Raw genomic sequence first — 23,589 nt, forward strand, 5'->3', positions numbered from 1 at the left:
ATGGGCATGGTGCGACAGGCAACGGGGATCGGCCGCAATGTGCAATTGCTCGTCGTGTTCCTTCTGGGGATCTGGGTCTGCAGCTCGGGGCTGCTCGGTCAGATCGGCGATAACTGGGGCGATATCGTCTATCTCTCGAAACAGCATATGGTGCTCGTCGCGGCCTCGGGCGGGGCGGCGATCCTCGTGGGCATCCCGGCCGGGATCTGGCTCTCGCGCCCGGCGATGGAGCGTTACGCCGAAACGGTGATGCAGATCTTCAACATCGGCACGACGATCCCGACGCTCGCGGTGATCGCGCTGTCGATGACGGTGCTCGGCATCGGCTTCGCGCCCGCCTTTTTCGGGCTGTTCGTGGCCTCGCTCCTGCCGATCGTGCGCAATACCTATACCGGCCTGCTCGCCGTTCCGCCGCATTTGATCGAGGCCGCGACCGGCATGGGCATGACGCCGCGCCAGATCCTCTTCCAGGTCGAGCTGCCCAACGCGCTCTACGTCATCTTCTCGGGCGTGCGCACGGCGCTGGCGATCAATGTCGGCACCACGCCGCTGGCCTTCCTGATCGGCGGAGGCGGTCTGGGGGAACTGATCTTTACCGGTATCGACCTGATGGACACCGGCATGCTGCTGGCGGGCGCAATCCCGACCGCCGCACTTGCCGTGCTGGTCGATTTCACGATGGGACAGGCCCAGCTCCGCCTGGTGCCCAAAGGGGTGAACCCGCTGCGCTGAAGCAGCGGGCACGACAAGAAAAGCAACTCAAATCCAACACGGAGGAAACGCGATGTTTCACACTCTCAAGGCGGCCTTCCTGGGCGCCGCGCTTCTCGGGGCCGCAGGCAGCGTTCAGGCCGAAGAAATTGTCGTCGGTGGCAAGAACTTCACCGAACAGCAAATCCTTGCCTCGGCCACCGAACAATATCTGAGCGCCAAGGGCTATGACGTCTCCGACCGCTCGGGCATGGGCTCGGCCGCGGTCCGTCAGGCGATGGAAAATGGCCAGATCGACATCTACTGGGAATATACCGGCACCTCGCTGATCACCTATAACAAGGTGACCGAGAAGCTGAATGCGCAGCAGACCTACGACAAGGTCAAGGAGCTCGACGCCAAGAAAGGGATCGTCTGGCTCAAGCCCTCGGAGGCCAACAACACTTACGCGCTGGCGATGCGCGCGGGCGAGGCCGGTAAGCTCGGGGTCAAGACGATCTCGGATCTGGCTGCGAAAGAAAATGGGGGCGCGAAGCTGACCCTCGCCTCGAATGCGGAATTCTACGCGCGGCCCGACGGGCTCAAGCCTCTGCAGAAGGATTACGGCTTCGATTTCGGCCGCGCGAATATCAAGCGGATGGATTCGGGGCTGGTCTATCAGGCGCTGAAAGACAGCCAGGTGGATGTCGGCGTGGTCTTCGCCACCGATGGCCGCATTCCCGCCTTCGATTTCGTCACGCTGAAGGATGATAAAGGCTATTTCCCCTCCTACGCTCTGGCACCCGTAATCCGCCAGGACGTGCTCGACAAACATCCGGAACTGGCGGGTCTGATGGACGCTTTCGCGGCCAAACTGACCGACAAGGTGATGGCTGGCCTCAACGCCAAGGTGGATGTCGACAAGGTTTCGGTAGAGAACGTAGCCGCCGGGTTCCTCAAGGAAAACGGATTGATCTGACGAACCCATCGGCGGGCCGCGCGACGGCCCGCCACTTTGCCTAAGGGAGCCGGGTTATGAGCGAACGAAAACTGCGGGTCGGTGCGGCGCAATTCGCCAGCGAGATCGGCGATGTCGATGCCAATATGGACCGCCATCTCGACTGGATCGCGCAAGGCCACGAGGCGGGGCTCGACCTGCTGGTCATGCCCGAGTTGTCGCTCACCGGTCATTATGGACCCGAACGGCTGCTCGAATCCGCGATGCGCCGCAACGACCCGCGGCTCAAGCGGCTGGCCGAGGCTGCGGGCGATATGGCCGTCGTGCTCGGCTTCATCGAGGAAGGCTCGGCCGCGCAGTTCTATAACGCCTCGGCTCTGGTGCAGAACGGCAGAATGCGCCACCTGCATCGCAAGGTGAACCTGCCGACCTATGGCAAGCTCGAAGAGGGCAAATACTATGCCTCGGGCCGTTTCGTCGAAACCTACAGTCTCGACGACGATTGGTGTGCGGGTCTGCTGATCTGCGCCGATATCTGGAACCCTGCGCTGGTGCATCTGAGCTTTTTGCATGGCGCGACCCTGCTGATGTGCCCGGTCAGTTCCGGCGTCGAGGCGGTGGGGGTAGACTTCGACAATCCCGGCGGCTGGGCGCTGACGATGCGCTTCTACTCGATGATGTACGGCGCGCCCTCGATCATGGTGAACCGCACCGGGGTCGAACGCGATCTGACCTTCTGGGGCGGCTCGCGCATTCTCGACCCGTTCGGGCGCGAGCTGGCCGTGGCGGGCAGCGAGGAAGAGCTGATCGTCGCCGAACTGAATTTCAACGAAGTGCGGCGCGCGCGCCACCTGCTGCCCACGGTGCGCGACAGCAATATCTCTCTCGTGATGCGCGAGACGAACCGGCTGATCTCCAAGCTGGGCGTGCCCGATTTCGTGCGCGAGGACTGATCCCGACCTCTTCTGTTTCCGGACACCGAACATGGGTCTTCCCGTCTCTGACTTCATCCACGAGCTGCAATGGCAGGATCTTCCGCCCGACGTGCGCAGCTTTGCACGGCGCTGGCTTCTCGATCTGATCGGCGTCGCGGCTGGTGGCAGCCAGACCCCGCTCTCCGGGATCATCCGCGACCATGCCGCGCAACAGTTCGGGGCGGGCGGGCCTGCGGCGCGGATGCTGTTCGACGGGCGCGCCGTCAGCCCCGTCGGTGCGGCTCTGGCGGGCGGGATGACGATCGACGCTCTCGACGCCCATGACGGGCACAAGCTCACCAAGGGGCATGTCGGCTGCGGCGTTCTGCCGGCGCTGCTGGCCTTGAGCGAGGCCGAGGGGCGCCGTGGTGCGGAAGAGTTCCTGACCGCGCTGGTGATCGGCTATGAGATCGGCACCCGAGCGGGGATCGCCTTGCACGCCTCCGTGCCCGATTACCACACTTCGGGAGCATGGATCGCGCTGGCCACCGCCGCGCTTGGGGCCCGTGCCCTGGGCCTGAGCCGGGCGCAGATCCGCGAGGCGATCGGCATCGCCGAATTTCACGGGCCCCGCAGCCAGATGATGCGCTGCATCGACCACCCGACCATGCTCAAGGACGGTTCGGGCTGGGGCGCGATGGCCGGGGTCTCCGCCGCCTATCTCGCGCAGGCCGGGTTCACCGGAGCGCCAGCGTTGACCGTCGAAGCTGAGGCGCAGGCCTCGCTTTGGGGGGATCTGGGCACGCGCTGGCGCATCTTCGAGCAGTATTTCAAACATTTCCCGGTCTGCCGCTGGGCGCAGCCCTCGGTGCGCGCGGTGCTCGATCTCAAGGCAGCCCATGCGCTCGGGCCCGATCAGGTCTCGCGGATCGAGATCACCACGTTCCACGAGGCGATCCGGCTCGCCGTGCGCCACCCGCGCAACACCGAAGAGGCGCAATATTCGACGGCCTACCCGGTGGCCGCGGCGCTCGCCCGCGGCGATCTCGGACCGGCGGAGGTTGCCATCGAGGCGCTGCACGACCCTGATATCGACGCGCTTGCCGCGCGGATCGGCTTTGCGGAGTCGGAGGCGTTCAACGCCGCTTTCCCGGCCCGCCGCTTCGCCGATGTCACGCTGGTGCTCAAGGATGGTCGCCGCTTGACCTCGGGGCCGACAGAGGCGGAAGGCGACCCGGAAACCCCGACCTCCGATGCGACGCTGCACGAAAAGTTCCATGCCTATGCCAACCCGGTCCTCGGTCGCGAGCGCAGTCAGGCGGTCGAGGCGGCGGTCGACGGGCTTGGGGCGGGTGGTGCGCTATCGACGCTGCTCGACCTCATCCTAGAGCCTGCGTGTTGAGGGCCGGTCAGCCGCCTGACTTCTGGCGGCGCTCTGATCCCGGGCTATGGCCGAAGGTCCGTCGATAGGCGCTGCCCAGATGCGAGGCCGAGACGAAACCGCAACGCAGGGCGATCGTCGCGATCGGTTCGGAGGTTTCCTTCAGCAGCCGTTGTGCCTCTTTTAGACGTAGCCGTACGTAGAATTGTTTCGGCGTCATTTTGAAATGCTTGTGCCAGAGCCGCTCCATATGGCGCAGCGAGAGGTTGCACTGCTTGGCGATATCGCTGATCTCGAGCAAAAGTTCGAGGTTCTGTTCCATCAGGCGGATCGCCGCGTTGATCCGCTCGTCGCGCACCCCGTAGCGCCATTTGGTCTCCATGCGCTGAAATTCCTGCGGGCCGCGGATCCGGCTGTGCAGGAATTGCTCGGCCACCTCGGCCGCCAGTGTGCCGCCGATATCCGTCGCGATCTGTTCCAGCATCAGATCGATCGCGGCAATCCCGCCGGCGCAGGTCCAGCGGTTGCGATCGCGGACATAGATTTCGCGGCAGGTGTCGATCATCGGGAATTCCTCGGCGAACTGGCCCAGAGACTCCCAATGCAACGTGCAACGATAGCCATCGAGAAGCCCGGCCCGCGCGAGCACGAAGGACCCGTTGCTCAGCGCCCCGATCGGTTTGCCGGTGATCGCGAAACGCTGCAGAAAGCGGGTCGCGGTCCTGTCGCGCAGGTTCTCGATATCGAGGCTGGCCACGATGAAGACGCGGTCGAGTTCGGGCGCGAGGGCCAGAGCTTCGGTCTCCAGCTTGAACCCGTTACTCGCACTGATGCCGCCACCGGTGCTCGAGAGCAGGTGCAATTCGTAGAAGGTCTGTCCCGCCAGTCGATTGGCGGCACGGAACGGCTCGCTCGCCGAGACACAGGCCATCATCGAGAAGCTTGGAAAGAGCAGGATACCGATGCGCATCGGACGCGCCCGGTCGCCACACGGCTGCGGTTTCTCAGGTTGTTTATCTGCAGACGCGTCGATCATCGCGCATCATTGGTCGCGGAACGGCGCGATTGCAAGATGCCGGGGGCGCCTTGCTCCGGCGCAGATTTGCGCAGCAGATCCAGCAGCACCTGCAACGGGTGGCGCAAGCTGACCCCGTCGATCTCGCGCACCTGACAGCGGCACGAAAAACCGTCCGCCATCAGTTTGTCGGCAGCCTTCGGCGTGTTGATCTGCCCGGCCCAGCTCGTCGCGTAGATCTTCTCGGAGAGCGTGCGGTTCTCGGTCTCGTGCCCGAACGTGCCCGCCATGCCGCAGCACCCGACCCGGCCGATTTCGATATTCACCCCGAGGGCGGAAAAGACCTCCGTCCAGGCGGCGACCGCCTTCGGCGCAATTGCGCGTTCCGTGCAATGCGGCAGGAGGGTATAGCGCGCCGCCTCGGCCAGTTTCGGCAGATCGGCACAGCGCGTGGCGAGCCATTCCTGTAAAATCTGCACCTTGGGAAGATCGGCCTTCGGCAGGAACGCCGCATAGTCGGAGCGATAGGTCAGCGCCATCGACGGGTCGAGCCCGACGAGGTCCACCCCGCATGCCTCCAACTGCCGCAGCTTTGCGGCATGTCGTGCAGCGACCCGTTGGAAGGCGCCGAGAAACCCATGCACATGCAGCGGCTTTCCGTTCGGCTGAAAGCGCGCAAGCGAGGGTTGGAAGCCGAGCCATTGCAGCAAGTCGATTGCGTCGAGCAGCAACTGCGTCTCGTAGTGTTGGGTAAACGCGTCGGGCACGATCACCACGGTCTTGGCCCGCTCTTGCGCCGACAGGGCCCGCAAGCGGTTCGGATCGGCAAAACCGACGCCACGGTGCGCCAATTCCTTGCTCAGGTTCAGGGTCGAAAGCTTTGGCGTATGCACCAGACCGACCAGTCGGGTCAGCGGCGTGACACTCGCGAGATTGGCCAGGCGCGGAACGCGGGCGAGCCACGGCAACAGCGGCTCCAGCCGCGCGACGAGATGATGACGCAGCGGGCGCAGGTAGCGCCCGTGATAGAGTTCGAGGAACTTCGCCCGGAAGCTTGGCACATCGACTTTCACGGGGCAGCCACCGGTGCAGGATTTGCAGGCCAGGCAGGTCGACATCGACTCCATCACCTGATGCGAGACATCGTCCTTGCGCGATCCGAGCGAGGCCCGGATCCGTGCGGGCAGGTGGCGAAGGGGCGACCCGCTGCGCAGCGCCCGTGCCTCGGCCAGCGGGTCCACACCCGCCAGAGACAGTTGCCGCAGCCAGTCCCGCATCAATTGCGCGCGGCCTTTGGGGGATTGCTTACGGTCGCGGGTCGCTTTCCACGAGGGGCACATCGCCTCGTCCGGGTCCCAGTTGAAGCACAGCCCGTTGCCATTGCAATGCATCGCATTGTCCGTCGCATCGCGGACGGTCTGCGCGATCACGCGGTCACTCTGTCCCTTGGTCGGCACCGCATCGACAGCCAGCAGGCGGCCATCTTTCGGGGCTGCGATCTTTCCCGGATTGAACTGGTTGCGCGGATCGAAAACGGCTTTCACCGCCTGCAAGGCCGGGTAGAGATCACCGAAGAATTCCGGCGAGAACTCGGAGCGCACGCCCTTGCCGTGCTCGCCCCAGAGCAGCCCGCCATAGCGTTTCGTCAGTGCGACGACCTGCTCGGTAATCTCGCGGATCAGCGCCTCCGATCCGTCTTCGCGCATGTCGAGGGCAGGGCGGACATGCAGCACCCCGGCATCGACATGGCCGAACATCCCGTAATCGAGCCCGCGCGCGTCGAGAACCGCGCGGAACTCGGCGATGAAATCCGCAAGATGTTCCGGCGGGACGGCGGTGTCCTCGACGAAGGCCACCGGACGCCGGTCGCCCTGCATGTTGCCCAGAAGACCGACCGCGCGTTTGCGCATCTGCCAGAGCCGCGCGACAGAAGCACCACCGCGCGCAAGGGTATGGCCGCGCCGCGCCGGGTTGGGCTCTGCCGCGATCGCCGAGGTGAGCTGGTCGACCGCGCGGTCGAGCGCGTCGAGGCTGTCGGCGGTGAACTCGACGAGATTGACGCCTTTCGCAAGGCCCTGCGGGTCTTCCGGGAAGAACTCCGCCACGCTCGTCCAGATACTGTCTTGCTGAGCGAGCGAGAGGACCCGCTCGTCGATGGTTTCGATCGACGCGGGATCGGAGCGCATCAGGACCTGCGCATCGCGCAGGGCCGCGTCGAAACTGTCATAGCGCAGGGTGATGAGCGCCGAGTGGGCCGGGATCGGCAACACGCTCAGCTCCGCCTCGGCGATGAAGCCCAGCGTGCCTTCGGAACCGCAGAGCACAGCGTTCAGGTCGAGCCCGCCATCTGCGGGGCGCAGATGCGCGAGGTCATACCCGGTCAAGCAGCGATTGAGCGGCGGAAAGACCCGCTCGATCGCCTCGGCATTTTCGCGCGCGATCCGGTCGAGCGTCTGATGAATCCGTCCGGGCAGCCCGGGCCGCGCCTGTGCCGCGGCGAGCCCGTCCCGATCCAGCGGCTCCGAGCGCAGCACCGTGCCATCCGAGAGCACCATCGTCAGCGCGCGCACATGATCGCGGGTCTTGCCGTAGCGGCACGAGCCTTGCCCGCTGGCATCGGTGGAAATCATTCCGCCGATCGTCGCCCGGTTCGAGGTCGACAGTTCGGGCGCGAAGAACAGCCCATGCGGCGCCAGGGCCGCGTTGAGCTGATCCTTGACCACGCCGGGTTCGACCCGCACGCGCCGCGCCACCGGGTCGATCTCGAGAATCCGGTTCATGTGCCGCGAGAGGTCTACCAGAACGCCATCGGTCAGAGACTGCCCGTTGGTTCCGGTCCCGCCCCCACGCGGTGCGATGTGCAACTCGGCAAAACGCACCTCGGAGAGAAGTTTGGTGATCCGCACCAGATCGTCGCGATTGCGCGGATACAGAACCGCCTGCGGTTCGATCTGGTAGATCGAATTGTCCGTGGCCATGACCGTGCGATCCGCGGCTCCGGTCGCGATGTCGCCAGCGAAGCCGCGCGCGCGCAACGCGGCGCAGAACGCGGTTGCGAGAGGGGGCTCGGGCTTTTGGACTGGCAGCGCGGGGATCATGATCGCAAATGGCGTGACGGCCCGAGGCACGATGCCCCGGGCCGCATAGGGTCAGGCGCTATGCGCGCGGATGCCTGCGTCGATGACCGAGATCATCGACTGGAACACCGGGTGGTCGGCCTGCATCTGCTGACCATGTTCCATCCCGTCGATGATCACGGCCGTCTCGCCTTTCTCGCCGGGATAGACTGCGTAGAGCCGTTCCGACTCTTCGGGCATATGCAGCGTGTTCTGCTTGCCGTGAATAATCAGTGCCGGCGGGAAGGTGCCGCTGACCGAGGTCAGCTCGGCTTCGGGATCGAAGGCGATATAGCTCTTGTAGGACTTTGCGGTGACATGGCTGCAGCCCGGCCAGTGATCGACCCCGCCCACATCGGTGTAATCGCCCAGCTGAACGTCGACATAGGCCTGCGTGGCCGGATCGAGCGGATAATAGCCAAGCTTGGTCGCCTCGGTGCCGGTGTCGAAGGGCGGGATCGCCGCGTCGTCATCCAGCGCTTTGAGGGCGGCATCCGCGCCTGCGCGATCCGCGCGCAGACCCTGCAGCGCCGACAGCTTGGTGTAGTTCATCGGCACGTAGAACGGCACCTGCTCGGCGCTTCTGCGGGCCAGCTCGGTGATCGCGGCGAGGCTCGCGACCGAGCCCATCGCCCAGGAGGCGACCGCAGGCATCCGCTCGAAACGGGCCCGCGTCCATTCGATCAGCGCGAGAAGCTCGGTCTTCTGATCCTCAAGGCTGACATTGGTCACGGTTTGCGCACCGGTCTTGGTGGTGTTGCGCGCGTCCTTGTTCGTGAAGAAGCCCGAGACGTCATAGGTCGTGACACGGTAGCCAAGCCCGGCAAGCGCCTTGCCGACAAGCTGGCCATACATCGACACGCCACCGGTGAACCCGGAGTTGAACACGACGGGCGGCAGCGCGCGCGCTGCATCATCGAGCTCTTCGGGGCGGAAAATGAAGCCACGCAGCTCGCAGGTTCCATCCGCGAATTCAACGGGGAAGCTGAATTCTTCTTCGATTACCTTGGTCATCTTTCTGCTTTCATTGATGAGGTGGGAAAATCTCGTGCCGCGCGCCATTCAAAAGGCGCTCGGCCGAAATGCCGGTGTGTTGCGCGGCGAGTTCGGCCAGCCGGGCAACATAGTCGAAGGCGCCGCGCGGCGAGAATTGCGCCGCGTAGTCGCGCCCGGTCTGATCCTTGCCGACATGCGGCGCGTCGCTCGCCTGCAGCAAAACCCGTTCCGGGCCGAGTGCGTCGAGGACCTCCAGCAGGAAGGGCAGGGTGGTCTCGGGGTCGGTCGTCGTGCGGTAGCCCGGCCCCTTGAACCAGACCGTCCCGCGCTGCGCGGCCTCGGCGAGCAGGGCCTTGAAGGCCGCGTCCTGTGCTCCGCGCGCAGGGCGGCAATTGCCCAGATGGTCGATCACCACGCGCAGGCCTTGCGGCAATTGCCGCAACACGCGCAGGCTCGTCTCGGGCTCTTGCGCATAGATATGGATATGCTGATCGGGCCGCAGCCGCGCCCAGAGCGACGTCCAGTCCGGCGTCGCGTAGTCACTCGGCCCGACGCTTTCGGGCGCCGCATCATGCAGCACGACGCGCACGCCCGCGACCTGCGGATGGTTCAGGCGGTCTGCGGTGGCGTAGCCGGGATCGGCCAGGATCGTGCCGACCAGCCGGATTTTCCCATAGCGTTCGGGGTCTCGCGCCTGCAGCTTTTTCAGTTCAGCAAAAGAGGAAAATACGTTCTCGGAATCGGGCAGGATGCTCAGATGCACGTTGTTGATGAGCGTCGGCACGATCCCGTCCCGGAGCAAACCATCCAGATAGCCGGTCAGAGATTGCGCCGCGGGCCGGGCATAGGGCAGCGCATCGGCAACACGCGAAAGATCCTCATCCGAATAAAGATGAACATGTGCGTCGATGAGGATGTCGTTCGGCTGCATGACCGGTTTCCCTTTGTCTTTGCAGCACGATATCCGGCGCGATGCGCGGCGGGCTCCACAGGCTCGCCGTCAAATATCAAACAATCGACATGTTACGCCTCGCCCGGAGGCACCGCATCGCCATCGGGCGGTTCTCTTCCGAATGGGCTGCTCCCTTCGCTCGCGATTGCTTCACGCAAAGGGGAACGGGCGCGACTTCAATGTCGATGCGGAACACGTATCTTTATAAGTGGTCTGGGGGCAGTTGAGCGACCTTCAAATCGAAGTCACCGGGCCGGGAGCCCGCAAGGAATGTCAGGAGGTCCCCAATGACGAGCAGGAAGTTTACAAGCGCACTATCAGGCACCGTTCTCGCCGTGCTGCTAAGTTCGACCGCAGCCTCGGCAGGCTTTTTCTCGAGCTTTTCACAGTCTCGCCAAATTCCCGCGAACGCTCATTTTCAGGATGGCACTTGGACCGGGTCTCCGGTCCGCCAGTATTACGGCTATGTGCAGGTGCAAGCCCATGTGAAAAATGGGAAAATCGCCTCCATCGATATCCTGAGGTCGCCGACGGATCGCAGGACGAGCCGCTATATCAATAGCAAGGCGCTGCCGATGCTCGAACGCGAAATTGTCATGGCACAGAATACCAACGTCTCCTACATTTCCGGCGCAACGCTTACCAGCCAGGCGTTCCTGAATTCGGCAAATGATGCGCTGCTGAAATCGCTGAAATAGTCCGGCCATGACCGTCGAGACGCGGATCATCATGGGAATGCCGATCACGCTCGACATCCCGAATTCCGAGGGCGCAGACATTCACGAAAGGGTGTTCGACGTCTTCAATGACGCCGATAAACGCTTCAGTCCCTTCCGCCCTGACAGCGAAGTTTCGCGCTTCAATTCGGGCGAGATCGACGCACCCGCACTCAGTTCCCAGATGCGCGACGTCCTGAAGATCGCGCATGGCATGCAAGAGACCACGGACGGGTATTTCGACATTAGGCGCGAGGATGGAACCATCGATCCCTCCGGTGTCGTGAAAGGATGGGCGATCCTCGGTGCGGCCAGACTGCTCGAGAGGGACGGGTTTGGGAATTTCTGCATCGACGCGGGCGGAGACATTCAGGTCGGCGGGCGCGATGCGCGCGACCGGGAGTGGTCGATCGGCATTCGCAATCCCTTCGATCCGCGCCAGATCGTCAAGGCGATCGCACCAAGAGGGCAGGGCGTGGCGACGTCGGGCAATTACGTCCGTGGCGATCATATCTATGACCCGCATGACCGAACCCGCCGCATCGAAGGCCCCGTCAGCATCACCGTGATCGGACATGACGTTCTCGTCGCGGACCTGCACGCCACGGCGGCCTTCGCGATGGGCGAGCAGGGCATCTACTACATCGAAGCCCTCGACGGTGTCGAAGCCTACCAAATCCACCACGATGGAACGGCCGTGCAAACGACCGGTTTCAAGGAGTTTGTCTTCTCATGATGAAACTGATCAGGCGTTCGCTGAATGGCGTCACCATGTATCGATTGATGGTCTATTACCTCGGAATCCTGTTTCTGGGCGGGGTTGCGGTCGGCATCATGGGAGCGGCCTTCCTCGATCCTGTCGGGCTTGTCGTGTCGCTCGTGCTCTCTGTCGCGAGCGCCTGGGTGACGAACCGGCTTTTCAGCTTTTTTCTGAAACTGCCGACGAACGCGGAATCCGTTCATATCACGGCCCTGATCCTCGCGCTCATCATGCCGCCAGCGGATTTCGCCGATCCGATGACACTGGCCGCGATCGTGCTCGCGTCGGTCGCAGCGATTGCGTCGAAATTCATCCTGACGCTCGGGCATAAGCACATCTTCAACCCGGTAGCAATCGGCGCGGTCGTTGCGGGGCTAGCGCTCAACACCCCGGCCTTGTGGTGGGTCGGGGGCACGCCACAGCTGTTGCCTCTGGTGATCCTCGGCGGGCTGCTCGTCGTCTACAAGATCGAGCGGCTCGGCATGATCGCTGTCTACATCCTGTCCAACCTCGCCGCCGTTCTGCTGACGACGCCGCCGGGCATGATGGGAATGGCGCTGCAACAGACGCTCCTTTATTCGCCGCTGTTCTTCGCGGGTTTCGCGATGCTGACGGAGCCGCTGACGGCCGCGCATGGGCGCTGGTCGCGGCATATCTACGCCGCCATTGTCGGGGTTCTGTCTTCCTCGAATATCCATATCGGGACGATGTACTTCTCCCCCGAAATGGCCTTCCTCGTGGCGAATATCTACGCTTGGGCCGTCAGCCCCAAGGGGCGGTTCAAGATGAAGCTGATCGGTGTCGAGGAGATCGCCGCGAATTGCTACGAGTTCGTCTTTCAGTCGGATCGCGCCCTGAAATTCCGGGCGGGTCAGTATCTCGACTGGACGCTGGGGCTGTCGGGGTCTGACAAGCGCGGCAACCGCAGGCCCTTCACCATCGCCTCCGCACCCGGGGCCTCGGCCGTGCGGGTTGGCGTCAAGTTCAACCCTCATGGCAGCGCGTTCAAGCGGGGGCTTTTGCGGATGCAGGAAGGCGACACGATCTATGGCTCGCAGATCGCGGGCACATTCGTCCTGCCGCGGCAGCGCGAGAAGAAGCTCCTGTTCATCGCGGGCGGGATCGGCATTACCCCGTTTCGAAGCATGATCGCCGACCTTCTCGAGCGCGGCGAGAAGCGCGATATCGTTCTGGTCTACGCGAACAGGTCAGCAGACGAGATCGCCTATCGAGAGCTTCTGACGCGCGCGCGCAACGAATTGGGGATGAAGGTGGTCTACGCGGTGTCCGGAGAACCCGGCTCCGCCATATATGACGATGTTACGCTGGTGCAGGGCCGGATGGACGAGACGAAGTTGCGTGAATGCGTTCCCGATCTGGACGAACGGCACGTCTATGTGTCCGGCGCGAGCACCATGGTCTCCGGGTTTCTGAAAATGCTGCGCAAATGTGGCGTCCGTCGCAGATGGATTCACACCGACGCCTTTGCCGGGCTGTGATGGCGGCGGCCTCGATCCGGAGTGTATGCCGCGCTGTCTTGAAAGGCTCGATGAGAGCGCGATGAGCCGGGGATGCCGGATCTTGTGGTGCACGTAGGAGTGTCACGGGGGCGAGCCTGCGCGCAGGGCCATCAGCCCCATGTCGATGGCTCAAGCTGGAAGAGTATCGACAGCTGTTCATAGACCGCAGGTTCGGCGTGTTTCAGCTCTGCCGGTCGCTCGAAGAAGGTCTCGACCAGAACCGCGAAGAACTCTTCCGGCCCCTCGGCGCCGTAGGCGTCTATCACAGTGCGGCGCCCGTGTTTGACGTGCTGAACATGGCGCTCGTAGGCCTCGGAGAATGGCACTGCCCAGCCCGCGAAGCTCTGCTCTTTGCTCAGCACCGGAATGCCGTCCGTGTGACCTGAAAGATCGTCTAGCTGGTGGGCGAACTCATGCAGGACGACGTTGTGGCCATCATGATCGTTGGAGGCGCCCCACCGGGTGTGCTTCCAAGACAGAACGACCGGACCGCGCGCCCAGCTCTCCCCGGTCCGGATGGTCTCGCGTTCCGTCAGGACATAACCGCTACGCTGAGCCTGTCTGGACTTGAAGGCCCCGGGATAGATCAGGATGGTGCGAAGGTGATCGTACCAGCTGTCTGAATTCACGACGAGAAGACAGGCTTGGGCGGCGATAGAGAGCCGCATTTCCTCGGTCACTTCCAAGCCATTGCAGCCAAGGAATTCGACCTGATCCAGAAACAGGCTGATCTTGCCGTCGAGCCGGGCTTGCAGGTCGCCCGGCAGTCTTCGGATTAGCGGAACCTGCTGCTTCACGATGTGACGCTGACGCTCCGGCAGCGCAGTCGTCAGGAGTTGGGCTCGTTTGTGCCGCTTGAGCCAGAAGAACGCTCCAACGGCGCCTGCGACGATGACCATGAGGATCAGGAATATCGGCATTACCGCTGTCCAATCTGGGCTGGTGTATCTGATGGCGTAGATAGTCGCTGAGGTTAATGCAACTGGCGCGGCTGCTGCGTCTGTTCATCAGGACGCTGGGCGCGAGAGCTTTTGCAAAGGGCGGTGGATGCCCGCTTTTCTGCATCGCCACTGCTCTAATCCGGCAGAGATGTCGCAGGTGGCTTGTTATGCTTGGCGACCATGCCTAACTGTCCAACAGGTATGAGGCAGAGACCTCATGCGATGGAGATTTTATGCAAGAGCCCCGGGCATAAGCCCGTTCCCGATCAAGTGATGCGGGAACGCCAGAACCAAAAGAACACTCACGCGCAACGCTGAGTGCCTCTGTTTCTGCACTCTCATAAAATCGAGACCAATCCCTTGAATATCTCAAAGCACGAACAGCGTGTTTTGCATGAACTCGCCCTTGGCGGAGCAATCCACCATGAAAGAGGCGAGGGCGGCAAGATACGCGCCATCACCTGTTACACGCGCGACGGTTACGTCCTTTCGGATTGCACGCTCGACGTGTTTATGCGCCTGAGAAAACGGCGCTTCATCCGCTCGCAGAACGGCCAGCCTTATCGCGTGTCGCGGCAAGGCATCAAAGCCGTGCGCGCGCAGCTCAATCAACGATGACAAACCGGAGGAGCATGATCATGCGAACTTCAATCCCCTATGACGGTGGCGAAGACGCCACCGTCAGCCTGTTCAGGTCGAGCAGGTCTTCGCCAGCCGTGATGAAACCGGTCGCACGGCGCGATTTCCGCACCTGCCTGTTCTCTCCAGTCCCTTGCGCGCGGCGTCTTGCCGACGGTCAGGGCAAGGTCCTGCGAGTGCGCAATCCGTGATCAAGGCCGTCGGAGCGAGAAAAGTGCCTCCCTGACGCGGTTGTTGCCCGCAATCGTGAACCTGATCCCCAAATGGTGAGCTACCCGACACGCGGCGCGGGCTTGTATCCTGATGGATCAATTCACTGCTATCGAAGCCAAAAGTCAGGAATTCCGCAATAAGTGGCGGCGGCTTCTTTTGTTAGCTAATAGGAATTCGAAACAATTTTTTTCACATAAGCTTTTTTACACAGGGTTACGGGCCGCGTCGCAAGTTCATTGGGCCCCGAAGGTATAGGGATGGAAATCTATATGAGTGACGCGCCTATTGAAGTGGAATGTCTGGAAGATGGGGCGATCCGGCTGCGCAAAGGAAGCTGGTCGGACAAGGTGCCGCGCGCGCAGATCGAGCGTTGGGCGAACCACTATGAGCTGATGCATCACAATAACGGCTATGCCGGCTATCTCGAAATGGCGAATGCGCTACGGCGGGCTGCGGCGAAATTCTTTTCCTGATCAGGTCGCGTGACCTTCAAGCTCGAAATCATCTGACAGGCGCGGCAGTCACTGCCGCGCCTGCTGCATTCTTGATCGAACCATGCTGCGGCAGTCCCGAGACGCAGCGCACGGATCGTCGCGCGGTAACCTGCCTGCGCAGATAGTGCTGCCTGTCGTCCGTCAGCGCCCTGTCCGACGCTACCACGCTTGACGCATATCAAGGGCCCATAGCGGTCAATCCCTTAGCCTCTCTTCACTGCCGAGTATCGCGCCAGAGGCGTCTTGCACGACGCGGCCGATCGAGGCGGGTGTCTCGACGCGACCGAGGGAGGTCTCTTATGTCGATCGCGCGTGGAATCGGGCAGAAGCCTAGCGCAGTGACGGCCAGCTTGCTGTTCGTGGCGGGCTTTGGGCTGTTCATGTTCTGCCGACGCAGCGACTTCCTGCCGATGATCCCCGCGATGATCGTCGTGGCGCCGATCCTCATCCTGCGCTTCAGCCGGACGCTGCCGTTCTGGCGCTCGGTGCTGCTGACGACGCTGGGGTTTGTGCTTGCCTTCAACATCTCGCTCTGGGGCATCTTCGACATGGGTGACCCGAAGATCAGCCTGATCTTCAACATCGTCCGCTCGACGATGATCGCGCTGCTCTATGTCATCCCCTACTGGATCGACCGGGCCATCACGCCACGGCTCGGCAACGGGCTGCATACGACGCTGGTGTTTCCGGCGGCGGTGACGGCGCTGATGTTCCTCTCCTCGATTGTGCCGCCGCTGAACGGGACGCAGGCCAAGAACGTCTTCGCCACCGCACCGCTGCCGCTTCTGCAAATCTACGCGCTGGCGGGCCTGTGGGGCTTCGTCTTCCTGTGGTCGTGGCTGGCGGCCATGGTGAACTACGCTTGGGAACGTAGCTTCGCGCGCCGCCCGACACTGGTTGCAGGCGTGGCGCTGATCGCAGTCTTCGGCGCGCTCTTCGCCTGGGGCGGGGTCCGGCTGATGACCGCACCGGAGACGCCCACCGTCCGCGTTGCCGCCGTTGTGATGCCAGCCGAGGAGGGCGGGCCGGAATCGATGGTCCAGGTCTTCGACGACCGGATGACCTCCCCCTATGCGCCGACCATGGCGCGGATCCGGGCGATGACGGCAGAGGCGGCGCAGGACGGCGCGCAGATCGTCGCCTTCAACGAATTCGCGATCGTGGTCAGCGCCGATGACAACGAGCGCGCCCGGGCCGAATTCGCCCGCATTGCCGCCGACAACCACGTCTGGCTGGCGATCCCCTATGCCTGGGTGCCCAAGACCGGAAAGGGCGAGAATCGCCAGATGCTGTTCGACGACACGGGCAATATCCGGGTCGATTACCAGAAGCGCTTCCTGCTCGGCCTCGGTGACATGGGCGAGACCGGGGTCTTCGTCAAAGGCCCCGAAGTCATCCAGACCGCCGACAGCCCATTTGGCCGGATCGCCGTCGCCATCTGCCGCGACATGAGCTTTCCGCGTTTTGCGCTGCAGGCCGGGCGCGTCGGCGCCGACATCATGCTCACCGGCTCGCACGAGTTTCCCAAGGGGATCACGCTCAACGACCCCTACCGCGCGGTCGAGAACGGCTTCACCCATATCCGGCCAACCTATGACGGGATCACCTATGCGATGGATCCTTACGGGCGCATTCTGGGGCAAATGGATCGCGGGATCGGGCAGGCCGGGATCATGATGGTCGACGTACCCATGGAAGGGGTCCGGACGCTCTATGGGCGCTTTGGCGACTGGCTCGGGTGGCTGTCGGTCGGGCTTGTCGGTCTGTTCGGGATGGGGGCCGTGATCTTTGGGCGTCGCGCGCGCACCGACTAGGATTTTGGATGAGGAGGGAGAGAGGCCGATGGGCTTGCGACAGAAGAGACAGGAGTTGGTCGGACTGGTCGGCGCAATCGGCGTGGTGATCGCGATTGCCGGATTTGTCGGCGGCTACCTGAGCCCCGGCGCCACCATCGTCTGGACCTTGGGGGTCTGGATCGTCGGCACGATGCTGGTCCGCGTGTTCACCGATCCTCCCGGACCCGGCAAATGAAGGCCATGACCTATCACCGCTACGGCGGGGCCGAGCAGCTGCGGCTTGCGGACCTGCCGGTGCCCGAGCCGGGCAAGGGCCAGCTTCGGCTCCGGGTAAGCGCCTGCGCAGTGAACCTGTCGGATTGGGAATATCTCACGGGCGCGCCATTCTACGCGCGTATGGTCGGCGGATACTGGCGGCCGAAGCAACCGGTGCTGGGCTCGGATGTCGTGGGAATCGTCGACAAGCTCGGCCCCGACACTCCCGGCTTCGCGATCGGCGACCGGGTCATGGGGGACGTCGTCATGACCCGCGGCGGCTTCGCCAAATATGTCTGCGTGCCCTCTGAACTGATGGTGAAGGTGCCCGAGAGCCTGTCCGACGCGGTCGCCGCCTGTCTGCCGCAGGCGGGCGGCATCGCCGTCGCGGGGACCGAAAATGTCACGGCAGGGGACAGGCTGCTGATCAACGGGGCCGGGGGCGGTTCGGGCACGATGGCGCTGCAACTGGCGAAGCAGGCGGGGGCCTTCGTGAGCGCGGTCGACAATGGCGGCAAGGTCGACTGGCTTCGCGCGCTCGGTGCGGACGAGGTGATCGATTATCGCGCACAGGACTTCGCCGAGACGGGGCGCACCTGGGATCGCATCCTCGATATGGTGGCGACGCGCGGGCCGCGCCGCATCGCAAGGGCGCTCGCGCCGGGCGGCATCTACCGGGCGGTCGGCGGCGAGGTGCGCGTGCTCTTGTCGCTCCTGCTCGGTGGGGCGATCTACCGCGGGCGGCACAAATCGATCGGAATGCTGATGGTGCCCTCGGGGCGCGAACTGACCGCGCGCGTGGCGGCGCTGGCGCAGGCGGGGCGGATCGCGCCGCATCTCGAGGCGGAGCTGCCGCTGGCCGAGCTGCCGGAGGCACTGGCGCGCACCGGTCATGGCGAGGTCAGGGGCAAGATCGTGATCCGCCCGTCCTGATCCTAGGGGATGTCGATCCTCACGATCCCGGTCTTCTGCCCGGTCTCGACATAGCGGAAGGCCTCGACGATCTCGTCCAGCCGATAGCGCCGGTCGAAGACGCCCCGGAACCGCCCCTCGGCCATCAGCCCGGCGAGGCGTCGCACGAAACCGGGGGCATTTTCGGGAAAGGGGAGCCGCACGCGTTTGCTGCCGGTAAGCGCGCACCAGCCGGAAAGGAGCAGGTGCGACCAGCCGGGGCCCAGATCGGTCGCCGTGAAGATGCCGTCGGGCGTCAGCAGCGGGCGGCAGGCGCGCCACGAGGTCTTGCCCACCGCGTCCATGACAAGGTCGAAGCGCTCGCCGAGCGCGGTGAAATCCTCGGTCTCGTAATTCACCACCCGGTCGGCGCCCAGGCCCTGGGCCAATTCGAGGTGACGGGTTCCGACGACCGCCGTGACATGCGCCCCGCGCACCTTGGCAAGCTGAACCGCCGCCGAGCCGATGGCACCGGAGGCACCGTAGATCAGGCAGCGGGCGCCCTCGGACAGCAGGCTGGTGGTCGCGTCGGCATACCAGGCGCCTTCGCCCACCACAGCCTCGTCGAAGGCGAGATCGCCCGGGATTCGCGCCAACGGTCCATCGGCGGGCAGGCAGAGATATTGGGCATGGGCGCCGAACCTCTCGGGCGACAGGCCGAAGACCCGCTCCCCGGGCCGGAATGCGCTCACGCCATCGCCCAGGGCCTCGACCACGCCGGCGAAGTCCATCCCGAGCGTAGGCATCTTAGGCCGCAAGAGCCCCGTCATCGCCCGCGCGAAGAAAGGATGGCCGCGCAACGTGGCCGTGTCGGTCCGGTTCACCGTTCCGGCATGGACCCGCACCCGGATTTCGCCCGGTGCGGGCGCCGGGATGGGCACGTCGTCCAGCCAAAGCGTGTCAGGTGCTCCATAGCGGTCGCAAAGCACCGCAGTCATCGTTTCCGCGTCGGTCATTTTTCCAGACTATCAGCCGAACGTCGTCCGGCAAGTGACGCTGAGCAAGACGGGCTTCGGAACCGCGCGCCCCCCTCGGAACGTGACGGGGTTCGGCGCGTGGTTCGTCACGACGTCGCCGCACTCAGCGGCAGCTGTAGGCGGACCTCGAGGCCGGAGTCGCGACCGCTCGGCGGCGATGTCAGCGAGAGCGAGCTTCCGATCCGCTCCGCGATGACGGCGACGATGGCGAGGCCCAATCCGCTGCCATCATTCGTGCTGCCGGCACGCTCGAACCGCGCGGTCAGGCGCGCGAGCGTCTCCTGCGGAATGACCGGCCCGGCATTCGTTACGCTGAAAACGCCTTTCGCAGTCAGGCGCACCACAACCGGTTCGTCCTGCGCCCCATGCTTCAGCGCGTTCTCGATCAGGTTCCGGCACAGGATACCGAAAGCATCGGGATCGAGATCCGAGATCACAGGCGTCTCGGGCAGCTCCAGAGCGATACGCCGGGGATCGAAGCCGCGCGCGAGGTCCTCGACGATCAAGCGGGCAGCGACGCTCAGGTCCGAGCTGCGCTCCAGCCGTAAAGGTCCGCCTTCCGCGCGGGCGAGTTGCAGCAGACGTTCCGAGAGCCGCGTGAGCCGTTTCAGCGTCGCCTCGATATCGGCGGCGCGTGTCTTCGCGACCGGGTCGGTGGTTTCCGCGCTCAGGCGCTGTGTCTGCGCGATGGCGCCCGCAAGGGGCGTGCGCAATTCATGCGCGGCGTTGGAGGCGAAGCTTCGCTCGGCCTCGAACCCTTCGCGCAACCGCCCCAGAAGATTGTTGAGCGTGGCGGCAACCGGGGAAATCTCGGTCTGCAGATCGTCGGTCGGAATGGGGGTGAGATCGCGGGCGTTGCGTGCCTCGAGACTGGTTCGGAACCGCCGCAGCGGCCCGAGATTGGTCCGCACCGCCAGAACGACCGCCGCGAAGGCGAGCGGGATCACGATGAGCAGCGGCAGGCCAAGGCCAAGCTCTACCTCTCGCGCGACCTTCGCACGATGCGCGAGCGGTTCCGCGACGGTGATCCGGATCGTGTCCTGAAGGGCGGCATCGCTATAGAGCCGGTGGGTGGCCGTCCGGCTAAATCCCCGACCGTCATAGGCGGGGAAGACGGACGGATCGGCCGCATGGGACTGCAGAAGAATGTGCCCCTCCGCGTCCCGCACGATATAGGTGAAGAATTCCTCGTGGTTGCGCAGCCTTGCAAGGCGCTGCGTCGTGTTGTTGCCGTCGCGGTTCACGATATCCATGACCGCGAGGGGCAGGATCCTCTGCGCAGTTTCCTGAAGCGTGGAGTCGAAGACCTCGCTCATCTCCTTGCGCACGATCAGCGCGGTGACGGTTGCCGCCGCGATCCACATCAGCGCCAGAACGACCCCGAGCGAAAGCCCCAGACGGGCCTGAAGGCTTCGGGGCAATCTCATGCCTTGCCCAGCCTGTAGCCGAGGCCGCGTTCGGTCTCGATCACATGGGCGCCGAGTTTCTTGCGCAGGCGGCTGACATGGACCTCGATCGTGTTGCTCTCCACCTCCGCGTCGAAGGCGTAGAGCTTTTCTTCGAGCTGGGCTTTGGACAGCAACTGGCCGGGGCGCGAGAGGAACGCCTCGAACAGGGCCCATTCGCGCGCGGTCAGCTGCACGGGCTTGCCGTCGCGCAGGATGCTGCGCGCGGCAAGGTCGATCTCGAGCCCGGCATGGGTCACGATGGGGTTCGGATTGCCGCTGTAGCGCCGCGCGACCGACCCGATGCGCGCGGAGAGTTCCGCGAGATCGAAGGGCTTCACGAGATAGTCGTCGGCACCCGCGTTCAGCCCCTCGATCCGGTCCGAGACCTGATCGAGCGCGGTCATGATGATTACGGGGGTCACATCGCCCCGGCTGCGCAGCGACTTCAGAAAGCCGATGCCGCGGCCATCGGGAAGCATGAGATCGAGCAGGACAAGATCATAGCCGGTACTGCGGACCGACGCGCCTGCCTCGTCGAGACGCGTGACCCAGTCCACCGAGTGGCCGTCGCTCGCGATCTGGTCGCGCACCGCGGTGCCCAGAATAGTGTCGTCCTCGATCAGCAGGATGCGCATGTTGGTCCCATCTCTTATCCGTTGCCCAGTCTTCACCTGCCCGGCTGACACCAAGCTGACGTTGCGCGCGATGCGGCTTCAGGTTCCCGTCAGATTGATCGCCCATGAAAGGTGCAGAGTTGGCCACGAACAGGAGTTTGGCCCATGAAGAAGACATTGACAATTCTCGCCTTTCTCGCAGTGCTTCCGGCTGGAATGGCTCTGGCCGATGACGACTGTTTCGTGCCGATGGCGGATTGGCAGCCGCGCGATGCCGTGGCCCAACTCGCCGAAGAGAACGGCTGGACGGTGCGCCGCATCAAGATCGATGACGGCTGCTATGAGATCGACGGCACCGACGCGCAGGGCCGCCAGCTCGAAGTGACGGTTCATCCGTCGACGCTCCAGATTCTCGAGGTCGAATATGAGGGCGACGAACATGGTCGGTCCCGCGAAGATCGTGAAGGAGACAAACATGACTGACGCAGCATTTCACGACACGACGAATTCCGGCGGTAGCTCCGGAGGCAAGGTGCGGGTCTGGGATCCGCTGGTGCGGATTTTCCACTGGGGCCTTGTCGCGGCTTTCGCGACGGCTTGGTTCACGGCCGACGAATTGCAGCCGGTGCATGAGATCGCAGGCTACACCGTCGCCGGGCTGGTCGCGTTCCGGCTGGTCTGGGGGCTCGTGGGCGGGCGCTATGCCCGGTTCACACAGTTCCTCAGAGGCCCCGGGCAGACGCTGTCCTATCTTGGCGACATGCTGCGCGGCAAAGAGCGTCGCTATCTCGGTCACAACCCTGCGGGGGCGCTGATGATCGTGGCGCTGCTGATCTCGCTTTCGGGCACCGCCTTTACCGGCTGGCTCATGGCGGAACCCACCCGCGTGGCGATGCTTCCCGCGCTGCCGCAGATCGTGACCCCGGCCTTCGCGGACGAGGATGGCGAATACGGTGAATATGGCGAGGGCGGAGAAGGCGAAGGCAACGAGGCGCTGGAAGAGCTGCACGAGGTTCTCGCCAATCTGGTCCTGCTGCTCGTGGCGCTGCATGTCGCCGGTGTGGTTCTGGCCTCCTTCCGCCATCGCGAAAACCTCGCGCGGTCGATGCTGACCGGCGACAAGCGTGGGCCTGAACCTGGCGATATCGCCTAACGCTTCCCTTTCACATCGCCAAGGCCGTTTGTCCCGCGGCCTCACCTGGCCCCGCCCTCACAAGGCGGGGCCTTTTTCCTGACGCGAAGCTGAAGCGGAAACTCTCCGCCCGTCAGGAAGCGCTCAGGTCCGCTGCCCAGATTGTCGGTAGCAGATGAAAAAGGAGACCCTGCCATGCGAAAGATCCTGACCGCACTTCCCCTCATCGCCCTGCTGCCTGCGGGGATGGCTCTGGCCGACGACGACTATGAAAAGTCTTCGCGCGGCGAAGGAATGTCGCGCGACGCGGTGATGCAGATCGCGCGCGAGAACGGCTGGACTGTCCACGAAATCGAGATGGAAGATGGCCGATACGAGATCGAAGGCCGCGACCGCGACGGGCGGAAAATCGAAGCCAAGCTCGATCCGGCGACGCAGCGCCTCATCACGTCGGACTATGACGACGATGACGAGGACGACGATGATGACGACTACGGCGCATCGGCGCGCAACCCGGCCCCCGCCGGCACGGTCGCCCCGCCGAAAAACGGTCTCTTCGGTGACGGTGCGCCGCCCAAGGTTCAGGTGAACTGAGCCGCCGCCGTATTCCTCCCCAAAACAAGGAGTCCCGAAATGAAGTCTCTACTTGCAACATTTGCGCTGAGCACGGCTCTGACCATTCCCGCGCTCGCATCCGCGCAGCCCGTCACGCTCAAGACCACGCTGAACAACTATGGCGGCGACGGCGCTTATCTCGCGCTCTATGTCACCGATCCGTCGGGCGCCTATGCGGGCAGCCTCTGGATGGCCGGCGGCAAGTCCAAATATTACGAGCATCTCCGCGACTGGTTTCGCGCGACCGGGGGCGACCCGGCGCAGATCAACGGCATCACCGGCGCCAGCGTCGGGGCGGGCCGGACGCTCGAGATCACGCTCGATCTTGCGGATGCGCTCTTCGATGCCGGCTACACGCTGCATATCGATGCCGCGGTCGAGGACATGCGCGACAGCCCGAACGAGATCGCCGTGCCGCTCACGACCGAGGGCGCGGGCACGCCGGTTCCGGGGCGTCGTTACGTCGCCGATTTCACCTACGACATGTGAGGTGACA

At 63.9% G+C, this 23,589-nt stretch carries 24 protein-coding genes; 16 read left to right on the plus strand and 8 right to left on the minus strand.

What is annotated here, in order from left to right; genetic code table 11:
* Positions 1 to 6: 6 nt before the first annotated feature.
* The 4 genes from AXZ77_RS04065 to AXZ77_RS04080 are packed head-to-tail and all read left to right on the plus strand — an operon-like array spanning position 7 to position 3,964.
* Complete coding sequence (locus tag AXZ77_RS04065; RefSeq protein ID WP_255266409.1) at positions 7 to 732, plus strand: ABC transporter permease; 726 nt, start codon at positions 7 to 9, stop codon at positions 730 to 732.
* Positions 733 to 784: 52 nt separating this feature from the next.
* The gene (locus tag AXZ77_RS04070) at positions 785 to 1,669 is read left to right on the plus strand and encodes a glycine betaine ABC transporter substrate-binding protein (protein WP_098410152.1); all 885 of its coding nucleotides are present in this window, start codon (positions 785 to 787) and stop codon (positions 1,667 to 1,669) included.
* Between the two features lie 56 nt (positions 1,670 to 1,725).
* Positions 1,726 to 2,601, plus strand: coding sequence for a nitrilase-related carbon-nitrogen hydrolase (locus tag AXZ77_RS04075; protein WP_098410153.1), 876 nt, complete (start codon positions 1,726 to 1,728; stop codon positions 2,599 to 2,601).
* Positions 2,602 to 2,632: 31 nt separating this feature from the next.
* A complete protein-coding gene (locus AXZ77_RS04080) occupies positions 2,633 to 3,964 on the plus strand; it encodes an MmgE/PrpD family protein (protein ID WP_098410154.1) in 1,332 nt (443 codons plus the stop codon).
* Positions 3,965 to 3,971: 7 nt separating this feature from the next.
* Here the strand turns inward: AXZ77_RS04080 and AXZ77_RS04085 are convergent, their stop codons facing one another.
* The 4 genes from AXZ77_RS04085 to AXZ77_RS04100 form a co-directional block, all read right to left on the minus strand.
* Entirely contained in the window at positions 3,972 to 4,913 is a 942-nt protein-coding gene (locus AXZ77_RS04085) for a GlxA family transcriptional regulator (RefSeq protein WP_218000469.1), read from the minus strand.
* A 62-nt stretch (positions 4,914 to 4,975) separates the two neighbouring features.
* Complete coding sequence (locus tag AXZ77_RS04090) at positions 4,976 to 7,936, minus strand: FAD-binding and (Fe-S)-binding domain-containing protein (protein ID WP_255266410.1); 2,961 nt, start codon at positions 7,934 to 7,936, stop codon at positions 4,976 to 4,978.
* Between the two features lie 171 nt (positions 7,937 to 8,107).
* Entirely contained in the window at positions 8,108 to 9,088 is a 981-nt protein-coding gene (locus AXZ77_RS04095; RefSeq protein ID WP_098410156.1) for an alpha/beta fold hydrolase, read from the minus strand.
* Positions 9,089 to 9,098: 10 nt separating this feature from the next.
* Positions 9,099 to 10,001, minus strand: coding sequence for an amidohydrolase (locus AXZ77_RS04100; RefSeq protein WP_098410157.1), 903 nt, complete (start codon positions 9,999 to 10,001; stop codon positions 9,099 to 9,101).
* Between the two features lie 308 nt (positions 10,002 to 10,309).
* On the opposite strand from AXZ77_RS04100, the gene AXZ77_RS04105 reads away from it, so the two are divergent.
* From AXZ77_RS04105 to AXZ77_RS04115, 3 genes are read left to right on the plus strand one after another with little or no spacing between them, the layout of a single operon-like run.
* Positions 10,310 to 10,720 carry an FMN-binding protein gene (locus tag AXZ77_RS04105; protein ID WP_098410158.1) on the plus strand — a complete coding sequence of 137 codons (411 nt, stop codon included), beginning with the start codon at positions 10,310 to 10,312 and terminating at the stop codon, positions 10,718 to 10,720.
* A gap of 7 nt (positions 10,721 to 10,727) precedes the next feature.
* Entirely contained in the window at positions 10,728 to 11,474 is a 747-nt protein-coding gene (locus tag AXZ77_RS04110; protein ID WP_098410159.1) for an FAD:protein FMN transferase, read from the plus strand.
* Positions 11,471 to 12,997 (plus strand): ferredoxin--NADP reductase, encoded by a 1,527-nt coding sequence (locus AXZ77_RS04115; RefSeq protein ID WP_098410160.1) that lies wholly within the window; start codon positions 11,471 to 11,473, stop codon positions 12,995 to 12,997. The genes AXZ77_RS04110 and AXZ77_RS04115 overlap by 4 nt, the downstream gene beginning before the upstream one ends.
* A gap of 131 nt (positions 12,998 to 13,128) precedes the next feature.
* On the opposite strand, the gene AXZ77_RS04120 is transcribed toward AXZ77_RS04115, so the two are convergent.
* The gene (locus AXZ77_RS04120) at positions 13,129 to 13,938 is read right to left on the minus strand and encodes a zinc-dependent peptidase (RefSeq protein WP_098410161.1); all 810 of its coding nucleotides are present in this window, start codon (positions 13,936 to 13,938) and stop codon (positions 13,129 to 13,131) included.
* A 381-nt stretch (positions 13,939 to 14,319) separates the two neighbouring features.
* Between AXZ77_RS04120 and AXZ77_RS04125 the strand changes: the two genes are divergently transcribed.
* From AXZ77_RS04125 to AXZ77_RS04145, 5 genes are all read left to right on the plus strand, one after another.
* A complete protein-coding gene (locus AXZ77_RS04125) occupies positions 14,320 to 14,577 on the plus strand; it encodes a YjhX family toxin (RefSeq protein WP_078519961.1) in 258 nt (85 codons plus the stop codon).
* Between the two features lie 503 nt (positions 14,578 to 15,080).
* The gene (locus AXZ77_RS04130) at positions 15,081 to 15,284 is read left to right on the plus strand and encodes a hypothetical protein (protein WP_098412434.1); all 204 of its coding nucleotides are present in this window, start codon (positions 15,081 to 15,083) and stop codon (positions 15,282 to 15,284) included.
* Between the two features lie 320 nt (positions 15,285 to 15,604).
* Entirely contained in the window at positions 15,605 to 17,119 is a 1,515-nt protein-coding gene (locus AXZ77_RS04135; protein WP_098410162.1) for a nitrilase-related carbon-nitrogen hydrolase, read from the plus strand.
* A 28-nt stretch (positions 17,120 to 17,147) separates the two neighbouring features.
* A complete protein-coding gene (locus AXZ77_RS04140) occupies positions 17,148 to 17,336 on the plus strand; it encodes a hypothetical protein (RefSeq protein WP_098410163.1) in 189 nt (62 codons plus the stop codon).
* The gene (locus AXZ77_RS04145) at positions 17,333 to 18,289 is read left to right on the plus strand and encodes an NAD(P)-dependent alcohol dehydrogenase (protein WP_098410164.1); all 957 of its coding nucleotides are present in this window, start codon (positions 17,333 to 17,335) and stop codon (positions 18,287 to 18,289) included. The genes AXZ77_RS04140 and AXZ77_RS04145 overlap by 4 nt, the downstream gene beginning before the upstream one ends.
* A gap of 2 nt (positions 18,290 to 18,291) precedes the next feature.
* On the opposite strand, the gene AXZ77_RS04150 is transcribed toward AXZ77_RS04145, so the two are convergent.
* The 3 genes from AXZ77_RS04150 to AXZ77_RS04160 all read right to left on the minus strand — a co-directional run bounded on the left by AXZ77_RS04150 (position 18,292) and on the right by AXZ77_RS04160 (position 21,367).
* Positions 18,292 to 19,263, minus strand: a complete 972-nt coding sequence (locus AXZ77_RS04150; RefSeq protein ID WP_255266411.1) for an NAD(P)-dependent alcohol dehydrogenase — start codon at positions 19,261 to 19,263, stop codon at positions 18,292 to 18,294.
* A 107-nt stretch (positions 19,264 to 19,370) separates the two neighbouring features.
* Positions 19,371 to 20,711 carry an ATP-binding protein gene (locus AXZ77_RS04155; protein ID WP_098410165.1) on the minus strand — a complete coding sequence of 447 codons (1,341 nt, stop codon included), beginning with the start codon at positions 20,709 to 20,711 and terminating at the stop codon, positions 19,371 to 19,373.
* Positions 20,708 to 21,367, minus strand: coding sequence for a response regulator transcription factor (locus AXZ77_RS04160; protein WP_083078664.1), 660 nt, complete (start codon positions 21,365 to 21,367; stop codon positions 20,708 to 20,710). Before AXZ77_RS04160 ends, AXZ77_RS04155 begins: the two co-directional genes overlap by 4 nt.
* A 144-nt stretch (positions 21,368 to 21,511) precedes the next feature.
* Between AXZ77_RS04160 and AXZ77_RS04165 the strand changes: the two genes are divergently transcribed.
* The 4 genes from AXZ77_RS04165 (at position 21,512) to AXZ77_RS04180 (ending at position 23,582) form a co-directional block, all read left to right on the plus strand.
* On the plus strand, positions 21,512 to 21,829 hold the full coding sequence (locus AXZ77_RS04165) for a PepSY domain-containing protein (protein ID WP_098410166.1): 318 nt from the start codon (positions 21,512 to 21,514) through the stop codon (positions 21,827 to 21,829).
* On the plus strand, positions 21,822 to 22,499 hold the full coding sequence (locus AXZ77_RS04170; RefSeq protein WP_078539993.1) for a cytochrome b/b6 domain-containing protein: 678 nt from the start codon (positions 21,822 to 21,824) through the stop codon (positions 22,497 to 22,499). Before AXZ77_RS04165 ends, AXZ77_RS04170 begins: the two co-directional genes overlap by 8 nt.
* A 174-nt stretch (positions 22,500 to 22,673) precedes the next feature.
* On the plus strand, positions 22,674 to 23,072 hold the full coding sequence (locus AXZ77_RS04175) for a PepSY domain-containing protein (RefSeq protein WP_083078669.1): 399 nt from the start codon (positions 22,674 to 22,676) through the stop codon (positions 23,070 to 23,072).
* A 39-nt stretch (positions 23,073 to 23,111) separates the two neighbouring features.
* Positions 23,112 to 23,582: a DUF2271 domain-containing protein gene (locus AXZ77_RS04180; RefSeq protein ID WP_098410167.1), complete on the plus strand. Its 471-nt coding sequence runs from the start codon at positions 23,112 to 23,114 to the stop codon at positions 23,580 to 23,582.
* Positions 23,583 to 23,589: the final 7 nt, after the last annotated feature.

This window comes from Thioclava sp. ES.031 (assembly GCF_002563775.1).
In the GTDB taxonomy this organism is placed as follows: domain Bacteria; phylum Pseudomonadota; class Alphaproteobacteria; order Rhodobacterales; family Rhodobacteraceae; genus Thioclava.